The sequence below is a fragment of the Aeromonas popoffii genome (assembly GCF_037818705.1).
Classification (GTDB): Bacteria; Pseudomonadota; Gammaproteobacteria; order Enterobacterales; family Aeromonadaceae; genus Aeromonas; species Aeromonas popoffii.
The window spans coordinates 509,414-529,237 of the sequence record NZ_CP149129.1; the positions used below are offsets into that span (position 1 = coordinate 509,414).

Below are 19,824 nucleotides of genomic sequence, written 5' to 3' on the forward strand. Positions count from 1 at the left end.
GGGGAAATATGACGGTGGCGGGGCGCTTTGATGGCAGTTTGATGACAATCGCCCTGTCACGCCGCTGTCATCCGGAACGGTTACAACTCAGGGTCGACAGCCGCTGGTCTACTCCAGTCGGGTGCAAACCGGAATGACCAACAGGGATATGAGTGTGACCGAGCCGAGATTGAGCGAGCAGATATTGAACGAACAGAGAATGGCCGATGGCCGCTCCTCCTCCAAGTGCGAACAGATTTGCCAGACCCTGCGCCGCTATATCGGCAGCGGCCAGCTGGTGGCGGGGCAGCAGCTGCCCGCTGAACGGGCGCTGAGCGAGCGTTTCGCCACCACCCGCATCACCATCAAGGAGGCGCTCTCCAGCCTCGAAGCAGACGGCCTCATCTACCGGGCCGAGCGGCGCGGCTGGTTCGTGGCGCCGCCCCGGCTCACCTACGATCCTGCCATCCACACCCACTTTCACCAGTGGATCGGCGAGCAGCAACGCACCGCCGAAACCCGGGTGCTGGCCCACGGCAGCGAGCTTGCCAGCAGCGAACTGTGCCGTTGGATGGGGCTGGATCCCTTCACCCCCCTCTATGAGATCCGCCGCCTGCGGCTGATCGATGGGCGACCTGTGCTCCATGTCAGCCACCACCTGCTGGCCAGCCGCTTTCCCGATATCGCCAGTGCGCCGCTGGCCAGCTCCCTCACCGAGCTCTATCAGCAGCGTTATGGCATAGGCCAGGGCGGGGCGAGTATGGAGATCACCCCCTCGGCAGCGCGGGGCGCCATCGCCCGCGCGCTCAATCTGGCGGAGGGGAGTGCCGTGCTGCGGCTGGTGCGGGTCAACTATGACGAGCGAGGGGGGCTGGTGGATTGTGATATCGAACACTGGCGGCCAGATGCCATCCGCATCTGTCTGGATACGCGAGTATTGCAGCCGCTCGCAGGCAAGCTGCAACAAACCCGGCGCGCCGATTAGGGAATATCCAGAGCACTGTCGAACACAGTGGCCATCCGCATCTGTCTCGATACCCGAGCGTTGCAACCGGCCGCAGGCAGATTGCGGCAAGCTCCTCAACTCACCGGGTAGAGCCCAACCAACACGGCGGATCCCGCAGGATCCGCCGTGATCAGTTGTCGATATTGGGGATCATGTCGTCGAAGCTGTGATAGCCACAATCCGCCAGTTGCAGCGACATGGTGTAGGTCTTGGCGTGCTCCTGCTGACCGATGGCGGGGCGGTTGAGCTTGAGCTCCTGATGCCAGTACTCCTTCATCCGATCGATCAGTGCCATCGCCTCGCTCTCGTTGAGGTGCAGCTGGCAGAGCGCCATGTAATTGTTCGGCTTGTGCATGTTCTCCACCAGATACTCTCCCAGCACCGACATTGCCTGCCGTGCCTGCTGGCGGGCGAAGCGGCTGTGCTGCTCGAAGCTGATGCGCTCGCTGATGAGGAAGTGGTAACTGTTGTCGATGCCGAGCTGCAAAATGTCGAGCTTCTCCAGCTTGCGCAGGTAGAGGTAGCAGGAGGCATCGGTCAGGCTGTACTCCCGCTTGAGATCGATCAGCGTCTTGTCACGCCAGAAGATGTTGGCGAGAAAGGCGTAGAGCCCCGGCTCGTTGTGAAACGCCTCGTCTTGCTCCTGAGTGAAGACGGCACGGCGGCTCTGGGCGTCCTGAGTGCGGTCCAGCAGCTCCTCGAATGACAGCCCCACCAAGTGGCAGATCTCCAGCAGAGTATCGAACGGCAGGGAGGGCTTGTTCATCATCCGTTTCACGGTGGCGATGGAGACGCCCATCGCCTCTGCCAGGGTCTGATAGCGGATCCCCTTGTCGGTCAGGGTCTTCTTCAGGGTGTCGAGAATATTGTTGGCCAGGGTCTGGCTGTAGGTCATGCAACTATTCCTTTATCTGCATCTTTATGTTGTGTCAGAAATTGAGTGATTTTGTCGTTGTGGGCTCAGATATTGACACTTAAAAAAACCAGAGGAAATAAACCCGTCGTAATCGATTGAAATGGCCAGACCAGTCAAGGGTGAAGGTTGCAGATAGTGATACTCTGCGGTGCATATCTTTGAACCATTCAACATTTTTCTGGTGGTGCATAAAACATCGCGCATAATTCAAAACGAATCGGATTCAAGACCTTCCTGGTTGAGAAATCGATTGTTTGCTTCCAATTTAAGGGTTTTTTAAACCGAAAGGTTTTTATTCTTTCCTGGCATTGAGCGGAACTCGCAAGAGGTCCGCTTTTTTCTTTTCCCCGCATGTGCACCCACCGTCAAGCGGAGGCAAACCTCGCCTCCATCATACCGAAGGCTCCCCGGCCTCATTTCCCTTGCCGGGAAACAGCTTGGGGATCTCCCGTACCAGCCAGCTCTTGGCCTTGCCCATGGTATCGCGCCGCCAGGCCAGCACGACCTGGATCTGGTGACGATATTCGGGGCTGATCACCTTGAGGCGGCCCGCCTTGATGTCCTCTTCTATCCAGCTCAGCGGCATGGTGCCGACGCCTATCCCCGCCAGCAGGGCATCGCGCTTCTCCGTCATGGTACTGACGGTGAGGCGTGGTTGCTTGTCGAGCAGGCGATAGGTGAGCACCGGCTTGCGCAGCGCAGAGTCCGCCACTGCGATGGCGCGGTAGCGGCGCAGGGTTTCATCCGCCAGGGGCTCGGGCTCCTGGTGCAGCGGGTGATCCGGGTGGGCGACGTAGAGCATCACCTCTTCTAGCAGCACCTGATGCTTGACGCCTGTCAGCATGATATCGGGGTTGAGGGAGGAGATGAGCAGGTCGGCGCGGCCATCTTCCAGACACTCCCAGCTGCCTGCCAGCACCTCGGCGCGAAACCTCAACCGGGTATCCGTCAGCTCGGCCAACCTTTCGACCAGGGGATAGAGTGTCTGCAGCGGCATCAGGGCATCGACGGCGATGGTGATGTCTGTCTCCCAGCCACGGGCCAGCGCCCGGGTTTCACCCACCAGATGCTCGGCGGCGGCCAGCAGTACCCGGCCTTGCTCCAGCAGCATGCGGCCGGCCGGGGTGAACTTGGTTCTGTGACCGCTGCGATCAAACAGCATGGCGTCCAGCTCGTCTTCCAGCTTCTGTACCGTGTAGCTCAGCGCCGAGGGGACCTTGCCCAGCTCGTCGGCGGCCGCCGCGAAGCTGCCACGGCGATCGATGGCATCCAGTACCCGGATGGCTTCCAGGGTCAGCGCCCGTTCCTTGTTCGATTCCTTGGCCATTTCATACCTTCAATTTTTTTGAACATGTTTACCAGTTTATCTCGCTAACAACTTAGGCCAAGTGTCTTTAATATTCAATCAACGCTTAGGCAGGAAGGCCTGGCGGCCAAATAAACGGTAGTTCCGGGCTGTGATATCATAAAGAGTGATGTCTGATGTCGGTGAAAGAACAACATACTATTTGAATAACCTCTTGCATGGATGCATTGATTCTGGCCGAGCCGGCCTTGGCAATGACATAAAAACCAAGAGAGTGAACGAACATGAAAAATGTAATCAAGATGCTGGCCGTTGCAGGCCTGATGACCGCTGGTTTTGCACAGGCTTCTGTTCCCGCAGATCTCAACGCCGCCCCGGGTGTGCTGTTTGTGAACTGGCATGCGACCGCCACTGTGGATGGCAAGGCCAACCCCATGCTGGAAGTGCGTGACGAGTCTGGCGATGTGCTGGCATCAGTCCACGCCAACCTGACTGGCACCCAGCAGGTGCAGCTTCCGAGCCGCACTCAGGGTACGCTGACTGTCAGCCTCGGGGATCAGAGCAGTGACTACCGCATCCCGTTTGGCATCGGCAGCGGCAAACAGCGTTAATCAACCGTTTCGGAACGTGAGGAGCACACCATGATGACATTGAGAGCCTCAGAAGCGCGCGGCAAGGCCAATTTCGGCTGGCTGGATGCGCGCCACAGTTTCTCCTTCGGGCACTACTATGACCCTGACTGGATGGGACACTCGGTGCTGCGGGTCATCAATCAGGATCTGGTTGCACCGGGTGGCGGATTCGCCACTCACCCTCACGCCAACATGGAGATCCTGACCTGCGTGCTGCAAGGCACCATAGAGCACAAGGACAGCCTCGGCCACGCCGAGCAGATCCCGGCAGGGGATTTCCAGCTGATGAGTGCAGGGTCCGGCATCCGGCACAGCGAGTACAATCCCTCGCAGACCGAGCCGCTCTCCCTGTTGCAAATCTGGATCGAGCCGAATGAACACGGCACGACACCCGGATATCAGCAGAAGAAGATTGAAGCCAGACCCGGTCTGACGCTGGTGGCGTCCCCGGATGGCGAAGCGGGATCCTTCAGGATCCGCCAGCAGGCCCGCATATGGCGGCTGCAGCTTGAACCCGGTGAGAGTCTCGCCTGGGCGCTGGCCGGCCGACACGGTTATCTGCAGATGATTTCAGGGGAGTTGACCGCCAATGGTCTGGCTGCCCGACCCGGCGACGGGGTACTCAGTCGTGATGAACCCAACTGGGATCTGGTGGCAATGAGTGCCAGCCAAGCCCTGTTATTTGACCTACCCTGAAGCAGTCAGCGGTGATTTGACATAAAACGAGGAGTTTGAAATGGACAAGATGAAAGATTTGGCACTGCTGGTGGGTCGTGTACTGCTGGCACTGATGTTCGTAAAAGCTGGCTGGGCCAAGATCGGCAGTTATGCCGGTACCCAGGGTTACATGGAAGCCATGGGTGTGCCCGGATTCATTCTGCCGCTGGTGATCCTGCTGGAGCTGGGTGGTGGCCTTGCCATCATGCTGGGTCTGTTCAGCCGCAGCATCTCGGTGCTGATGGCCGGTTTCACCCTGATGGCCTCCTTTATTTTCCACTATCAGCCTGCGGATCAGATGCAGATGCTGATGTTTATGAAGAACGTCTCCGTGGCCGGTGGTTTCCTGGCCCTGGCGGCGGCCGGTGCAGGGGCCTTCAGTCTGGATGCCCGCCTCGGCAAGAACTGGTAATACCCGGATAGCGGGAGTTTTCCAACGCTTTTTGGCCGGTGCAGCAGCACCGGCTTTTTTATGTCCGCCATTGACCCTCTCCCGCCCCGCATGATGGCGACGTGATCTGCGGCAACAAGCGCCTTTTGCATCTTCCCCCCCGATCCCCGACAATCCCATTTCGTGTGAAGTGACGGGAATAACTCACCTTTTCTCGCACTCACCCCTCTTTTGAATTGGCGGGAGTCGTCCATGTTTACCCTCTACCACTCCAATCAGCTGGATCTGCTCAAGGAGCTGTTGGTGAGCCGCATCCGGCAGGCTCCTCTCTCTCACCCTTTCGATCGGGAGCAGATCCTGGTGCAGAGTCCGGGCATGGCCCAGTGGCTCAAGCTGGAGCTGGCCAAAGCCTTCGGCATCGCCGCCAATATCGACTTTCCGCTGCCCGCCAGCTTCATCTGGGATATGTTCACCCGGGTGTTGGCGGATGTGCCTCGCATAAGCCCCTACAACAAGGGATCCATGAGCTGGCAGCTGATGACCATTCTGCCCGCCTTGCTGGACAGGCCCGCCTTTGCGCCGCTGGCCGCCTATCTGGGCGGTGGGGATGACGCGGATCCCGCCAAGGATCCCGAGCAGGTGCGGCTGTGGCAGCTCTGCCAGAAGGTGGCGGATCTGTTTGACCAGTATCTGGTCTACCGGTCGGACTGGATCGCCCGCTGGGAAGAGGGCGAAGGATTGAGTCAGGAGCTGGCCGACGTGAGCGGTCAGGATTGGCAGCCCGAGCTGTGGCGCGAGCTGGTGGCCCGCACCCTGGCGCTCTCTCCGAGCGGCTACCACCGCGCCAACCTCTACGAGGAGTTTATCCACGAGCTGGAGCGTACTGCCGATCTGCCGGGCAAGCTGCCGCAGCGGGTCTTTGTGTTCGGCATCTCGGCGCTGCCACCGCGCTATGTGGAGGCATTGCTGGCCCTCGGCAGTCGACCAGAGGTGGAGGTGCATCTGTTCGTCACCAACCCCTGCCGCTACTACTGGGGTGACCTGCTCGATCGCAAAAGCCTGGCGCGGCTCGAAAACAAGCTCAAGCCCGGCACCGATATCGAGACGTTGCAGGGCCCCGCCAACCCGCTGCTCGCCTCCATGGGCAAGCTGGGGCGCGATTATCTGCATCAGCTGATGGAGCTGGCGGTGCCGCAAATCGAGGCTTTCGTCGATATCGACGAGGTGGATGCCAAGGGCAATGTCAGTCTGTTGCGCGCCATCCAGAAGGATGTGCTGGAGCTAGGTTCGCGGGGCGAGGGCCAGTTTGATCTCGACAGCAGCCATCACAAGAGCCCGATCGATCCGGCGGATGGATCCTTGCAGATCCACGCCTGCCACGGCCCGATGCGGGAACTTGAAGTGCTGCACGACCGGCTGCTGGCGCTGTTCGAGCAGGACCCGTCCCTCACCCCGAAAGATGTGGTGGTGATGATGCCGGATGTGAACAGCTACGGCCCCTATATTCAGGCCGTGTTTGGTAAAGAAAAGAGTGGGGCACGGGGCCAGATCCCGTTTGCGGTCTCGGATCGGGCGGCGAGTCAGGAGAGCCCGCTGCTGCAAAGCTTCCTCGCCCTGCTCAGGCTGCCCAACGCTCGCTTCGGGGCGGGCGAGCTGCTCGCCATTCTCGAGGTGCCCGCCGTGCTGCGCCGCTTCGAGCTGGATGACGACGAGTTCAACCAGCTGCGGGTCTGGGTGCAGGAGACCGGCATTCGCTGGGGGCTGGATGACGGCTACCCCGTCCGGTTCGATCTGCCACCCATGTCCGGCAACAGCTGGCTGTTCGGCCTGCGCCGCATGCTGCTCGGCTTTGCCATGGGGGATGGCGAGCCGGTGGCGGGCATTTTGCCCTACGCCGATATCGAAGGTCAGCAGGGGCTGGCGCTCGGCAAGCTCGCCTGGTTCGTCGATTCGTTGGCCGAATTCCTGCCCCGCTTGCAACAGGCGCAGCCGCTGACCGAGTGGAACGCCTGCCTGCTGGCGCTGCTGGAGCGCTTCTATCTGGCCGACGAGGATGAAGAGCGTCAGCTCCAGCTCATTCGCAGCCAGCTGGCCGACTGGCAGACCCAGCTCGGCGAGGCCCGCTTCGATCAACCCATCACCGCCAACCTGTTGCAGGATTACCTCGGCAGCGTGCTGGGGGAGTCCCGCTCCAGCCAGCGCTTCCTCGCCGGTCAGGTCAACTTCTGCACCCTGATGCCGATGCGCTCCATCCCCTTCAAGCAGGTCTGTCTGCTCGGCATGAACGATGGCGTCTACCCGCGCACCCTGGCCCCCATGGGGTTCGATCTGATGGCGGTGGCCGGGCGGCGCGGGGATCGCTCCCGTCGTGATGACGACCGCTACCTCTTCCTTGAGGCGCTCTTGAGCGCCCAGCAGGGGCTCTATATCAGCTATCAGGGCTTCAGTGCGCAGGACAACAGCGACAAGGTGCCCTCCGTGCTGCTGGCGGAATTGATCGATTATGTGCGGCAGGGTTTCGTGCTGGCGGGGGATGAAGAGCTCGATGACGAAACCTCCGGCAAACGGCTGCTCAACCACCTGATGGTGGCGCATCCGCTCACCCCCTACAGCCGAAATTACTTCTACCCGGAGGTGGGTTCGCGCCTCTTTACCTATGCCGCCGACTGGCTGCCCGCCCTTAACCCAGAGCGCGGCGCGGCCAACTTCCAGAGCGGCGAGCTGCCTTTACCCCCCGAATGGGGCAAGGAGCAGGGGCTGGAGCTGGCGGAGCTGCTGCGCTTCTATCGGCAGCCCACCAAGTATTTCCTCAACCGTCGCCTCAAGGTGTGGTTTGAGTTGAATGAGGCCAACATCGAGGACAGCGAGCCGTTCGAGCTGGATGGTCTGCAACATTATCAGCTGAAAGACCTGCTGCTCGATGCCCATCTGGCGGAAGGTGACAGTACCGAACGTCGCGAGCGGTTGCAGCTCACCGGCCTGTTGCCACAAGGGTGGTTCGGCAGCCTGCTGCTGGACGATCTGGATGCCGAGATGGGCAAGCTGGCGGATCGGCTGCGGCCCTGGGTGGCGGCCAATGAGGCGGAGAAACATGCGGTGGAGGTCGATATCGCGCTGGCTCAGGGTCAGCTGCAAGGGTGGATCGACACCCAGAAGGGGCGTTTGCTGGTGGTCAAACCCGGCAGCTTCAACGGCAAGGACCTGCTGCTGGGCTGGATCCAGCACCTCTGCCTCTCATTGAGCGGCGCCCCCGGCGAGACCCTGCTGTTCGATGCCAAACAGAGTCTGCGCCTGCCTGTACTCGCTGCCGACGAGGCGCGCGCCAAGCTGGCGGCACTGGTGGCGTGCTGGGCGCAGGGGATGAAGCGGCCGCTGCCGTTCTTCCCCAACACCGCCTGGGACTGGCTCAGGGCGATCGAGAAGGATCCGGACAAGCCGGAGGCGGCCGACAAGGCGGCCCTCACCCGTTTCAACGGCGGCTGGATGATCAATGGGGAAGGGCAGGACGTTTACGTCGCCCGCTGCTTCCCCGAACTCGATGACGAGGTGCTGGGGCAGTTGCAGGCGCTGGCCCGCGAACACCTGACCCCGCTGCTGACCACCATGGAGATGATGTAATCATGGCTAACCCGCTCAATACCCTGCGTTTTCCCCTCCATGGTGAACGACTGATCGAAGCCTCCGCCGGTACCGGCAAGACCTACACCATTGCAGGTCTCTACCTGCGCCTGCTGCTGGGCCACGGCCCGCTGATTGAAGAGGGCGCCGATGTGGGTCAATCCAGCGCCCACGAACGGCCGCTCTCGGTGACCGAAATTCTGGTGGTGACCTTTACCGAAGCGGCCACCGCCGAGCTGCGCGGACGGATCCGCGGTCGCATTCACGAGGCGCGGCTCGCCTTTATGCGCGGTGAGAGCAAGGATGCGTTGCTGGCCCAGTTGCTGGTCGAGGTGGAAGATCATGAACTGGCGGCCCGTCGCCTGCTGGCCGCCGAGCGGCAGATGGACGAGGCGGCGGTCTTTACCATCCACGGCTTCTGCCAGCGGATGCTCAAGCAGAACGCCTTCGAATCGGGCGCCCTCTTTGAAACCGAATTTCTCACCGACGACAGCCAGCTCAGGCTGCAAGCGGTGAGCGACTACTGGCGCGCCGAGTTCTATCCGGTGGATAAGACCCTCGCCAGCTCGGTGCGCGCGCTCTGGCCGAGCCCTGCCGCCCTGTTGCGGGAGATGAGCAGCTGGCTCGACAATAGCGAGCTGGAGATCCACCCCGCGTTGGGGGATGAGACTCTCGCCGCCCGTCATCAGGCGGCCATGAGTCGTATCGCTGCGGTGAAGAGTGAATGGTTGGCGCAGACAGACGAGATCCGCCGCCAGACCGATGGCCAGATCAGCCGCTACACCGGCAAGAACTACGAAGGCTGGCTCGCCAAGATAGCCGACTGGGCACAGGACGAGAGCAGCGGCTACGCCATTCCCAAGGAGCTGGAGCGCTTCGGCCAGACGGTGCTGGAGGAGAACCTCAAGAAGGGGGGCGCAGTGCCGACCCTGCCGCTGTTCAGCAAAATCGACCAGCTGCTGGCGAGCCGCCCCGGTATTCGCGATCTTATCCTGCAACGGGCCGCCAAGGTGGTGCGCAGCCGGATGCAGGCGAGCAAGCGGCAGGCTCATCAGCTCTCGTTCGATGACCTGCTCAAAGATCTCGACGGGGCGCTTGGCTCCAGCCTTGGCGAGCAGCTCTGCGATCGTATTCGCGCCACCTATCGGGTGGCAATGATCGATGAATTTCAGGATACCGACCCCCAGCAGTACCGTATCTTCCATCGTCTTTACGGCGGTCATAGCGACACGGCGCTCTTGATGATCGGTGACCCCAAGCAGGCCATCTACGGCTTTCGCGGCGCCGACATCTTTACCTACATTCAGGCGCGGCGAAATGTGAGCGCCCACTACACCCTGGGGCGCAACTGGCGCTCCAGCAGTGCGCTGGTGGGGGCGGTCAACGGCCTGTTCGAGCGGGCCAAGGATCCCTTTATCTACGAGGCGGATATCCCCTTCCTGCCGGTGGATGCCAAAGGAAAAGATGAATCGCTTCTGATCGATGACCAACCTGCACCTGTGCTCCACTGCTGGCAGCTGACCGGCCAGCCCACCTTCAATCGGGGGGATTACCAGAGCAAGATGGCCCGTGCCACGGCGGCGGAGATCCACCGATTGCTTAGCTTGTCCCAAGAGGGCAAAGCCCGGTTTTTCGGAGAGAAAAAGAAAGAAAATGGCGAAATAGAGATTATCGACGAACCGGTGAAGGCCGGAGATATCGCCGTGCTGGTGCGTACCGGCGCCGAGGGCAAGCTGGTGCAGCAGGAGTTGGCGCGTCTCGCCATCGCCTCCGTCTATCTGTCGAACCGCGAGAGCGTGCTGGAGCAGGTGGAGGCGCGGGAGATCCTGCTGATTTTGCACGCCTGCCAGAACCCGAGCGAAGAGAGGAGCCTGCGGGCGGCGCTCGCCACCGGCCTGTTTGATCTGGATGCCAAGGCGCTCGATGGGCTGGCCTCGGACGAGCGGGCGTGGGAGAGCGCGGTGCAGGAGTTTATGGAGTACCGATCGATCTGGCACCGTCGTGGCGTGCTGGCGATGCTGCGAGCCCTGCTGCACCGGCGCAATCTCGCCTCTTCCCTGCTGGCGAGCCCCTACGGCGAGCGGCGGCTGACCAACTTCCTCCATCTCGGCGAGTTGCTGCAACAGGTGAGCAGCGAGCTGGACGGGGAATATGCCCTGCTGCGCTGGCTGGGGGAGGCGGTGAGCCGTCCCAACGGGCAGGATGCTGAGCAGGTACTGCGGCTCGAATCCGAGCGCAAGCTGGTGCAGATCGTCACCATCCACAAATCCAAGGGGCTGGAGTATCCGCTGGTATTCCTGCCCTTCATCTGCAGTCACAGAACCGCCGAGACCCCGCTCTATCACGAGGCGGATGAGGCGGGCAATCGCACCATTCTCGATCTGACTGGCGCCGAAGGGTCTTTGGCGGAAGCGGACAGGGAGCGCCTTGCCGAAGATTTGCGGCTGCTCTACGTGGCGCTGACCCGGGGCGTTTACGCCACCTGGCTGGGGTTGGCGCCGGTGCGGGCGGGAGCTGGCAAGTCGGAGAAGACCGATCTGCACCACACCGCCATTGGCTACCTGCTGCAAAAGGGCGAAGAGGGGGATGCTGCCACGCTGGCGACTGCCCTGACCGAGCTGTCACAGGCGCTGCCCGGGGTGGCCGTCGGTGAGCCCTCGCTCACCCGTCTGGCCCCGCTGCCGCCTGAAGAGGAGCAGTTGGGCGAGCCGCAGGTGCGCCACTTTACCGGTCGGCTGGAGCGGGACTGGTGGATCAGCTCCTACTCCGGGCTTGCGGCGCAAGGAAATGGTCACAGCAAGGGGGTGCTCGCCAATCCCGGCTTCGATGATGAGGTGGTGACCGAGGCGGCCGCGCTGGCTGCCGAACTGTCTACAGCACAACAGGAGGAGGCGCCCCAGCCTTCCATCTTCACTTTCCCGAAAGGGGCGCGCCCCGGCACCCTGCTGCACAGCCTGTTCGAGACCATCGACTTTCAAAGCGCCGCTGGCGAGTCGCTGGCGCACCATATCGCTGGCCTGCTGGCGCAGGATGGCTTCGACGAGAGTTGGGCCGAGGTGCTGCAACAGCAGGTGGAGGCGGTACTCGATACCGAATTGCCAGTTGAACATGGCGAGCCGGTGCGGCTGCGGGATCTGGCCCCCGAGCGCAAACAGGTGGAGCTGGAGTTCTTCCTGCCCATGGGGCGGGTGACGGCACCGGCGCTGACCGCGCTCTGCCAGCAGCACGACCCGCTGTCGCGGGGCAACAAGCCGCTCAGCTTTGCCACCGTGCAGGGGATGCTCAAGGGCTTTATCGATCTGGTGTTCGAGTGGCAGGGGCGCTGGTATCTGCTCGACTACAAATCGAACCACCTCGGTATGAGCGCCGCCGATTACAGCCGTCCGGCGCTGGAGCGGGCGATGGCGGAGCATCGCTACGACCTGCAATACCAGCTCTACTCGCTGGCGCTGCACCGGCTGCTCACCCTGCGCCTGCCGGGCTACGACTTCGAGCAGCATTTTGGCGGGGTTTTCTATCTGTTCCTGCGTGGCATGCCGCAGGGGGGCATTTTCCATACCCGCCCGAGCCGTGAACTGGTGTTGGGGCTCGACACCTTGTTTAGCGCAGGCAGCGAGTCGCCAGCAGCGGGATCCCACCCATTGAATGAGGTAGAGGCATGAGTGGCACCATGATTAGCTCCGCAACCAGCGCAATGATGGTTGAACGGTTAAAAGCACTGGCACTGGCTGGCCGTATCCGCCAGCTGGATCTGCAATTTGCCAAGCTGGTGGCCGATCTGGGCGGCAGCCCCGAGCTGGTGCTGGGAGCGGCGCTCGCCTGCTTCGAGCTGGGGCGCGGCCATGTTTGCCTGCCCCTTGAGATGCTCGCAGCCGGATCCCTGCGCCCGTTCGGGCTGGATCCCCAGCAGAGCCGGGATCTGCTGCTGGATCTGGCGGATCCTGCCCGCTGGCCCGCCCTGTTTGCGGCAAGCCCGCTCGTTGGTACCGAACAGGATGAGAGGCTCGCCCCGCGCTGGCCGCTGCGGCTGTGGCATGGGCGGCTCTATCTCACCCGCTACCACGACTTTGAACTGGGGGTGGCCCACCATCTGCGCGCTTTGAGTGAAAGAGCCGAATGGCCGGAGATAGCCCCGGCCCTGTCGCGGCTGTTTGCCCGCGACTACGGGCTGGTGTTCGGGGCGCTGCTCAAGGCCCGCCTCGCCCCCGATTTCTCGGCCCGCCACTTTATCGAGAAGTATCTCGATCTGGTGTTCCCGAGCGAAGTGGATTGGCCCGCCATCGAGGTGCTGCTGGCCAGCGCCCAGGCGGCGAGCGATCTTGGCAAGCTGGATACGCTGGTGCCCGAGGCGCTTTGCTGCAACGGCCAGAAGCTGGCGGCGGCCACCGCGGCGGCGCGCCCCTTTGCGGTGATCTCCGGCGGCCCCGGCACCGGCAAGACCACCACGGTCGCCAAACTGCTCGCCATTCTGGTGGAGACCGGCCTGCAAGCAGGCAAGGCCCCGGCGATCCGGCTGGTGGCCCCCACCGGCAAGGCGGCGGCACGCCTCACCGAGAGTATCGGTTCTGCTTTGCAGGCCCTCGATCTGCCCCCCGAGTGGGTCGAAGCGATCCCGACCGAAGCGGGCACCTTGCACCGGTTGCTCGGGGTGATTCCGGGGCGCAGCCAGTTCCGCCACCACGCGGGCAACCCGCTGCACCTCGACTTGCTGGTGGTGGATGAGGCCTCCATGGTCGACCTGCCGATGATGGCGCGCCTGCTCGATGCACTGCCGAGCCACGCCCGCCTGATCCTGCTCGGCGACAAGGATCAGCTTGCCTCGGTGGAGGCGGGGGCCGTGCTCGGCGATATCTGCAGCTTTATCGAGCAGGGCATCAGCCCGGCGCAGGCGGATTGGCTCTCCCGCCAGACCGGCTACCGCTTGCAGGGCACGCCAGCGGGGGCACAGGTGCGCGACAGCCTCTGTTTGCTGGCCAAGAGCTGGCGCTTTGATCAGCATTCCGGCATCGGCCAGTTGGCGCGTGCCTGCAACAGCGGCGATGCCACGGCGGTGGAATCGGTCTGGGGCATGGGCTTTAGCGATATCAGCCTGCACCCCTGGGCGGGGGAGGCTTTTGAGGCCCTGATTGCCCAAGGGGTGGCCGGTTACGGCAGCTATCTGAAGGCGGCCCGCGCGGGGGAAGCGCCCGCCGCCGTGTTCAAGGCATTCAATAGCTTCCAGATCCTCTGCGCCCTGCGGGGCGGCCCGTTCGGGGTTGAGGGGCTTAACGAGCGGCTCGAACTGGCCCTGTCACGGGCCGGGCTGATTGCCCGCGATGGCGACTGGTATGCCGGTCGCCCTGTGATGGTGGTGCGCAACGATCACGGGGTTGGCCTCTACAACGGCGATATGGGGCTCTGCCTGCCCGATGAAACCGGGCGGTTAAAGGTATGGTTTGAGCAGCCGGACGGCACCCTGCGGGCGCTTTTGCCCAGCCGCCTGCCCCCTCACGAGACGGTCTATGCCATGACCATCCACAAATCCCAGGGATCGGAATTTGCCCATACCGTGCTGGTGCTGCCCGACAGCGCCAGCCCCCTGCTGACCCGCGAGCTGGTCTATACCGGCATCACCCGCGCCAAGGCACGGCTCGATCTCTACGGCGATCGCGCCCTGCTGGCACAGGCAGTACGGAAAAAGACCGAGCGTTATTCCGGATTGGCGGAGAGGTTGGGGGAGTGAGCAATTGGACGGCGGTAAAGGGATTTACCGCCACGAGACTTGGAAAATCTAAAATATCGAGTTATCTGGATTTAATAGTAATGGTTAGAGAACATGATGAATAAAATAATGGATATGCTTGACAAAAAACTAACGCACAAAATTGTCTTTTTTATATCAATATATCTTGTTTTTGTCAGCTCAGACGAAACTTTGCCATCAGTTATTTACTATGAGCTGACGGATTTTTTGTTTTTAAACGAAATTAGTGACAACTCTATATTATTCAACGTTTCATCTGGGGTCTTAGTTAGCTATATATTTTATTTTTTAATTGTGTATCTTCCTAGAGTCAGAGATGAAAATAATTTGCGCCCTTTTATTGAAAAAAGAGTTAACCGGATCTCATTAGCAGTAGAGGGGATTTTAAAGGATTTGTCATTGGTAAGTGGTGTTCAACTTGATTACGACGACCTTGATGAAGCTAAACTTAATGATGTGCTCCAAGTTGCACACTCTCATTGTACTCATGTGGAATTTAAAATAAGTAAATTAGTGTTGGATGAAAAAGGGCAATTAGCTAAAAATCATGATGGAACACAAATTTTTGAAGAATATGATGAGCTATTGTCATTGCGCTTATTATGCAAATGGAGGCTTATTAAAAGCTCCAAAATGGATCTAATGTCGATTCACAGCATTCTTCCCACAGATGTGATTAAAAATCTTGATCTTATTGATGATGTCGGATTCGAGTTTATATTTGAATTGAGATCTTTTCCGTCCTGTTATGGCATTGGAAATATAATATCGCTATATCGGCTTGATAAAGCGCTTAAGCAGTGGGTAGTGGGTAGGGTGCAATGAACGAAGTGAATTGCACCGCTAATCTTCCATATCACAAATGGTGCAATGCGCTGCGCTTATTACACCCTACCGAAGAGAGTTGGCGGTAATATCGTCTCATATGTTGGGCTTCGCAGGCTCAGCACCAACCTACCGACTGTGTAGGTTGTGGCTGAGCGTATCTCGTATGTTGGGCTTCGCAGGCTTAGCACCAACCTACCAATTGTGTAGGTTGGTGCTGAGCGTAGTGAAGCCCAACGTTTACCGCGAAATCTCTTTTTCCTTCCCCTCATCCCCGACCCTTCTCCTCCTTTTTTAATAAATGGGAGAAGGGAGCAATGCTGTTACCGCTGTCCGATTACGCTTCGCTAATCGAACCTACGTGGCTGGCGATCATATTTCCGATGCTGCTTTATCCCCTCTCCTTCTGGGAGAGCGCAGGGTGAGGGCGGGTAGGGTGCAAAGAACGAAGTGAATTGCACCGCTGCTATTTATCTGCCAAAAGGTGTAATGCGCTTCGCTTATTACACCCTACCTACACACGACAGGATGTCATTGCTTGAGACTTGAATTTAACACTATCGATCTGGATCGGGATTACGAGCTCTGTGTGCAGGCGCGCAGGGATGCCTATTTTTGCAGCTTTCATACCCATGACGGCTTTGCCGACTTTATCGACGGCTATCGGGAGCGGATCCGCGAAAGGCTGGGGCAGGCGCAATGGCACTACCTGCATGTCTGGGCGGGTGAACAACGTGTGGGCCAGCTGGAGTTTCGCAGTTTTTCCGATGAGCCCGAGACCGGCTATGTGCAGCTGATTTATCTGTTCCCCGAATATCGTGGCAGCGGTCTTGCCGCGCAGTTGCAGGCCTATATCCGCCAGCAGTTGCTGGGGGCGGGCTGCAAATGGGCGCTGCTCTCTGTCAGTCGCACCAATGTGCGGGCCTTGAACCATTACCGGCGATCTGGCTGGGTATTCCTGCGTCCCAATCCGAAACATCAGGAGACGGATTTTTATCGGCTGGCATTGGCAGATTGAGCTCGGCTGTTGAGCCCCGCATCCCGCCCGATGACCCCATCCCCAACTTGCTCAATCGTGAGTGATATCCGGCCAATGAGGCAGACTTTAGCCACATGGGCGGGCACTCTGCGTAGGCCGCGAGCGGCCGATATCCAAAGAAAAAGCAGTGATGTTGTGGGGTTATGGCTGACAGATTTTGGGCAATATGCCAAGGTAGCGTTTCACGACAGAACAGCGATTCCCCGTGGTGGCTCGGGGCAGAAGAACAAGGATAACCGCTATGCTGCAGGACAGTGACACGATCAGGATCTCGGATGTCAGCGAAGCCGTGGTGCACGGCATTCTGGAGGTGATCAGCGATGGCATCTGGGATTGGCATGCCAATACCGGTTTCGTCTATCGCAACACCGGCTGGTACCGGATGCTGGGCTACGAGCCCCATACCCTCGACAATACCGTCTTCACTTGGGAGAGCCTGATCCACCCCGACGATCTGGCGGCTGTGATGGCGAAGTTCGATCTCTGCCTGAGCGACAGCGTCCACGAATATCGCGCCGAGTATCGGTGCCGCACCCGCGATGGCAGTTACCTCTGGATTGAGGATTGCGGCCGCATCATTGAACGTAATCCCGATGGTTCTGTGGCGCGGATGATCGGCGCCCATCGCGATATCCATGCCAGCAAGCTGTTGCTGGCACAGCTGGAGCGGCGCAATCATTCGCTGGAGCAGCAGGTGGCAGAGCGCACCGCCGAGCTGGTGCGGCTCAACGAGGCGCTGCAACAGAAGGCAGAAGAGAATCGCCAGTTGGCAGAGACCGATACCCTGACCGGCGCCGCCAGCCGCTATCGGCTGGAGCGGGTCATCAAGCTGGAGTGCGAGCGGTCCCGGCGCTTTAAGCACGCTTTCTCCGTCATCGCCATGGATGTGGATGACTTCAAGCAGATCAATGACAACCACGGCCACAGCGCCGGGGATCAGACGCTGGTCAAGATAGTGGCGCTGGTGCGGACGCACATTCGCGAGATTGACCTCATCGCGCGCTGGGGTGGCGACGAGTTCATGGTGGTACTGCCCAATACCGGTCTGGCCGATGGCAGGCTGGTTGCCGACAAGCTGCGAGAGCTGATCGTGCGGTCGCGGGTCTGTGAACAGCTCGATATCACCCTGAGTTTCGGGCTGGCCGAATACCAACCTGACGAGCCCATGAGCCAGTTGATGGTGCGGGTGGATCGGGCGCTCTATCAGGCCAAGCTGGCGGGCAAGAACCAGATCTGCGAATAGCTGTCACCACAGGGCCAGCGGGTTGGCCCTGGCTTGCCAGCGGTCGGATTTTTCTCTTTCCCCCCCGAATGAGTATTGACCGTTCGATAGCCTTGACTCCGCCTGAGAGCGCTGGTCTGATGCGCGCTCTTTAATCCCCATGAGATATTAATCAATGAAAAAGAGCATCCTGATTGCCCTGACCGCACTGCCCCTGTTTGCCCACGCGGGCCTGATGGATTCCCTGACCGAGACAGTGACCAGCAGCGTCACCAGCAGCGTCAAAGAGATGGCCGGTAGCGCCATGGACAGCGCCTCAAACGAAGCGATCAAGAAGGCACTGGATATCAAGGAAGGCGGCTCCAGCAAGCAGGCCATCAAAGACAAGCTGGGCACCCCGGCCAGCACCAAGACCGAAGCCGGTCTGGAAGTGTGGACCTATGACCTGAGCGCCCTGAACAAGGTATCTCCCATACTGGCAGAGACCACCAACACCCTGTTCAAGGATGCCGAAGCCGCTCAGAAGAGCGTCGTCATCAAGTTTGAAGGCGACACCGTCAAGACCCTGAACCTGGTCGACAAAGCCAAGGCTTGAGTCTGAAATAGGTGCATGAGAAGGGGCCCTTGGCCCCTTTTTGCTGGTTGGCGTTCCTCATCATGCCTCAGCGCCATGCATCCCGTGAAGAGGGCGGGATAAACGAAAAAGGGTGGCCGAGGCCACCCTGTTGCAGGTCGAGACGCGTTTACTGGTGTGCTTCGGCGAACAGCTTCATCGCCTCGGCGTGCTTGGTCATGCCGTCGGCACGCAGTGTCAGGTTCTTCACAAACTCGGCCTTTTTGATCGGGTCTTCGATCTTGTCGAAGCACTGCTGCAGGTTGGCCTGGATCTGCTCCGGGGTCATGTTCTGCATGCGGGCCATCTTGTCATGGCGGCTACCGTGGTGCTTGCCGCCCATCATGCCGCCGGGGCAGTCGGTCATTGCGCCAGCCTGGGTGGTGGCAACGGTTTCGCTGGCGGCATAGGCGCCGAGCGGCAGGCCAAGGATCAGGGTGGCGGTCAGCAGGGTTTTGGTCAGGGTTTTCATGGTCTATCTCCTCGCGGATTGAGTTCGGGTTCGGCTTGCTCGCCTTGACCCTCAGTAAACACCCGACTGGTGTCTGAACTTTGCCAGTTGAAGCCTATTTTGTAGCAGAGTGTGACACTGTGCGGCGGTGTGACGGGTTGGCTTGTGCCATGCCGATCTGGGCCAATCCGGCCAGTGCGATCAGGGTCAGGTTTTTTTCATCATCATAGTTTCCTGGGGATGGATCGCCGAAGGATGCCTGAATTGTGTGTTATGGTGCCATGTGTGGCCCTATTCGTGCATAGCATCATGGGGAAGCGAAGGGTATCTCGCCGGTCGGTCAGAGGCCGGCTTCATCGTCATCCGGGGGGAAGCTTGCGTCAGGCTGGCGGTCTGTGCGGTGTGGCTAGCGCGCTGGCTGCGGCATCAGTGTGGTGAGGGTGAGCATGGCCTGTCTCCTGCAATGAACGAGTATGGACGAGTCCGGTATGTCCCCAGTAAATCCTCGTCTTGTGTCTCAATTTTACCGAGTGGCCGTATTTTTGTAGCAGAGTGTGGCATCTTGCTGATCCGGCACACTTTGACACAAACCGTCCGGCAGATTTTCGTATACTCGTGCCAGCTCTAACAGGAGAGGCCCTCATGAACCAAAACAGCACCCACATTCTGGTCGTCGACGATCACAGCGAGATCCGCGATCTGCTGAAACGCTTTCTGGAGCAGCATGGCCTGCGGGTCAGCTGTGCCCGGGATGGCAAGGAGATGAAGCGGCTGCTGGAGGAGCGGGAGTTCGATCTGCTGGTGCTGGATCTGATGATGCCGGGTGAAGATGGCTTGACCCTGTGCCGCGAGCTGAGGGCCAAATCCAGCCTGCCCATCATCATGCTCACTGCCATGGGGGAGGAGACCGACCGCATCATAGGGCTGGAGATGGGGGCCGATGATTATCTCGCCAAGCCGTTCAATCCGCGCGAGCTGCTGGCCCGCATCAAGGCGGTGATGCGCCGCTCCCAGGTCGAGCCGCAACCCGCCGCCGAGACCCTGACCCGGGATCTGCGTTTTGATCGCTGGCTGCTCGACATCAATCGCCGTGAACTGGTGGATGAGGATGGTGTGGGGCTGAGTCTCTCCACTGCCGAATTCGACCTGCTGCGGGTGTTTCTGGAGCGCCCCCAGCGGGTGCTGAGCCGGGATCAACTGCTGGATCTGGCCCGGGGCCGCGAGGCGGTAGCGTTCGACCGCGCCATCGACACCCTGGTGAGCCGGTTGCGGCGCAAGCTGGAACGGGATCCCAAGAACCCCCAACTTATCAAGACCATCTGGGGCGGCGGTTATCTGTTCGCCGCCGATGTGACCCAGGTGTAAC

At 60.2% G+C, this 19,824-nt stretch carries 15 protein-coding genes; 12 read left to right on the top strand and 3 right to left on the bottom strand.

The window, feature by feature from the left end:
• Positions 1–133 precede the first annotated feature (133 nt).
• Positions 134–964, top strand: coding sequence for a UTRA domain-containing protein (locus tag WJM78_RS02460; protein ID WP_287146599.1), 831 nt, complete (start codon positions 134–136; stop codon positions 962–964).
• A gap of 151 nt (positions 965–1,115) precedes the next feature.
• On the opposite strand, the gene WJM78_RS02465 is transcribed toward WJM78_RS02460, so the two are convergent.
• Both WJM78_RS02465 and WJM78_RS02470 read right to left on the bottom strand, forming a co-directional pair.
• Positions 1,116–1,880 carry a helix-turn-helix domain-containing protein gene (locus WJM78_RS02465; RefSeq protein ID WP_275931249.1) on the bottom strand — a complete coding sequence of 255 codons (765 nt, stop codon included), beginning with the start codon at positions 1,878–1,880 and terminating at the stop codon, positions 1,116–1,118.
• Positions 1,881–2,292: 412 nt separating this feature from the next.
• Positions 2,293–3,228, bottom strand: coding sequence for a LysR family transcriptional regulator (locus WJM78_RS02470; RefSeq protein WP_339013276.1), 936 nt, complete (start codon positions 3,226–3,228; stop codon positions 2,293–2,295).
• 263 nt (positions 3,229–3,491) lie between these two features.
• Between WJM78_RS02470 and WJM78_RS02475 the strand changes: the two genes are divergently transcribed.
• The 10 genes from WJM78_RS02475 to WJM78_RS02520 all read left to right on the top strand — a co-directional run bounded on the left by WJM78_RS02475 (position 3,492) and on the right by WJM78_RS02520 (position 17,989).
• Complete coding sequence (locus tag WJM78_RS02475; RefSeq protein ID WP_042039275.1) at positions 3,492–3,818, top strand: hypothetical protein; 327 nt, start codon at positions 3,492–3,494, stop codon at positions 3,816–3,818.
• A gap of 30 nt (positions 3,819–3,848) precedes the next feature.
• The gene (locus tag WJM78_RS02480; protein ID WP_108537702.1) at positions 3,849–4,535 is read left to right on the top strand and encodes a pirin family protein; all 687 of its coding nucleotides are present in this window, start codon (positions 3,849–3,851) and stop codon (positions 4,533–4,535) included.
• Positions 4,536–4,575: 40 nt separating this feature from the next.
• A complete protein-coding gene (locus WJM78_RS02485) occupies positions 4,576–4,968 on the top strand; it encodes a DoxX family protein (protein ID WP_339013279.1) in 393 nt (130 codons plus the stop codon).
• A gap of 231 nt (positions 4,969–5,199) precedes the next feature.
• Entirely contained in the window at positions 5,200–8,565 is a 3,366-nt protein-coding gene (gene recC, locus WJM78_RS02490) for an exodeoxyribonuclease V subunit gamma (protein ID WP_339013282.1), read from the top strand.
• 2 nt (positions 8,566–8,567) lie between these two features.
• Entirely contained in the window at positions 8,568–12,227 is a 3,660-nt protein-coding gene (gene recB / locus WJM78_RS02495; RefSeq protein ID WP_339013283.1) for an exodeoxyribonuclease V subunit beta, read from the top strand.
• Positions 12,224–14,287 carry an exodeoxyribonuclease V subunit alpha gene (gene recD, locus WJM78_RS02500; RefSeq protein WP_339013286.1) on the top strand — a complete coding sequence of 688 codons (2,064 nt, stop codon included), beginning with the start codon at positions 12,224–12,226 and terminating at the stop codon, positions 14,285–14,287. The genes recB and recD overlap by 4 nt, the downstream gene beginning before the upstream one ends.
• Positions 14,288–14,380: 93 nt before the next feature.
• The gene (locus WJM78_RS02505) at positions 14,381–15,133 is read left to right on the top strand and encodes a hypothetical protein (protein WP_339013290.1); all 753 of its coding nucleotides are present in this window, start codon (positions 14,381–14,383) and stop codon (positions 15,131–15,133) included.
• 538 nt (positions 15,134–15,671) lie between these two features.
• Positions 15,672–16,151 (top strand): GNAT family N-acetyltransferase, encoded by a 480-nt coding sequence (locus WJM78_RS02510; RefSeq protein WP_339013293.1) that lies wholly within the window; start codon positions 15,672–15,674, stop codon positions 16,149–16,151.
• Positions 16,152–16,413: 262 nt separating this feature from the next.
• A complete protein-coding gene (locus WJM78_RS02515) occupies positions 16,414–17,415 on the top strand; it encodes a sensor domain-containing diguanylate cyclase (RefSeq protein WP_339013296.1) in 1,002 nt (333 codons plus the stop codon).
• Between the two features lie 154 nt (positions 17,416–17,569).
• Positions 17,570–17,989, top strand: coding sequence for a hypothetical protein (locus WJM78_RS02520; protein WP_339013298.1), 420 nt, complete (start codon positions 17,570–17,572; stop codon positions 17,987–17,989).
• 148 nt (positions 17,990–18,137) lie between these two features.
• On the opposite strand, the gene WJM78_RS02525 is transcribed toward WJM78_RS02520, so the two are convergent.
• Positions 18,138–18,479 (bottom strand): hypothetical protein, encoded by a 342-nt coding sequence (locus tag WJM78_RS02525; RefSeq protein WP_339013301.1) that lies wholly within the window; start codon positions 18,477–18,479, stop codon positions 18,138–18,140.
• Between the two features lie 621 nt (positions 18,480–19,100).
• On the opposite strand from WJM78_RS02525, the gene WJM78_RS02530 reads away from it, so the two are divergent.
• Positions 19,101–19,823: a response regulator gene (locus WJM78_RS02530; RefSeq protein ID WP_108537718.1), complete on the top strand. Its 723-nt coding sequence runs from the start codon at positions 19,101–19,103 to the stop codon at positions 19,821–19,823.
• Position 19,824: the final 1 nt, after the last annotated feature.

Coding starts and splice junctions, on each gene's coding strand:
- WJM78_RS02465 (WP_275931249.1), bottom strand. CDS start 1,880: ATGACCTACAGCCAGACCCTGGCCAACAATATTCTCGACACCCTGAAG.
- WJM78_RS02520 (WP_339013298.1), top strand. CDS start 17,570: ATGAAAAAGAGCATCCTGATTGCCCTGACCGCACTGCCCCTGTTTGCC.
- WJM78_RS02505 (WP_339013290.1), top strand. CDS start 14,381: ATGATGAATAAAATAATGGATATGCTTGACAAAAAACTAACGCACAAA.
- recC (WP_339013282.1), top strand. CDS start 5,200: ATGTTTACCCTCTACCACTCCAATCAGCTGGATCTGCTCAAGGAGCTG.
- WJM78_RS02460 (WP_287146599.1), top strand. CDS start 134: ATGACCAACAGGGATATGAGTGTGACCGAGCCGAGATTGAGCGAGCAG.
- WJM78_RS02475 (WP_042039275.1), top strand. CDS start 3,492: ATGAAAAATGTAATCAAGATGCTGGCCGTTGCAGGCCTGATGACCGCT.
- WJM78_RS02480 (WP_108537702.1), top strand. CDS start 3,849: ATGATGACATTGAGAGCCTCAGAAGCGCGCGGCAAGGCCAATTTCGGC.
- recB (WP_339013283.1), top strand. CDS start 8,568: ATGGCTAACCCGCTCAATACCCTGCGTTTTCCCCTCCATGGTGAACGA.
- WJM78_RS02525 (WP_339013301.1), bottom strand. CDS start 18,479: ATGAAAACCCTGACCAAAACCCTGCTGACCGCCACCCTGATCCTTGGC.
- WJM78_RS02485 (WP_339013279.1), top strand. CDS start 4,576: ATGGACAAGATGAAAGATTTGGCACTGCTGGTGGGTCGTGTACTGCTG.
- WJM78_RS02530 (WP_108537718.1), top strand. CDS start 19,101: ATGAACCAAAACAGCACCCACATTCTGGTCGTCGACGATCACAGCGAG.
- WJM78_RS02515 (WP_339013296.1), top strand. CDS start 16,414: ATGCTGCAGGACAGTGACACGATCAGGATCTCGGATGTCAGCGAAGCC.
- recD (WP_339013286.1), top strand. CDS start 12,224: ATGAGTGGCACCATGATTAGCTCCGCAACCAGCGCAATGATGGTTGAA.
- WJM78_RS02470 (WP_339013276.1), bottom strand. CDS start 3,228: ATGGCCAAGGAATCGAACAAGGAACGGGCGCTGACCCTGGAAGCCATC.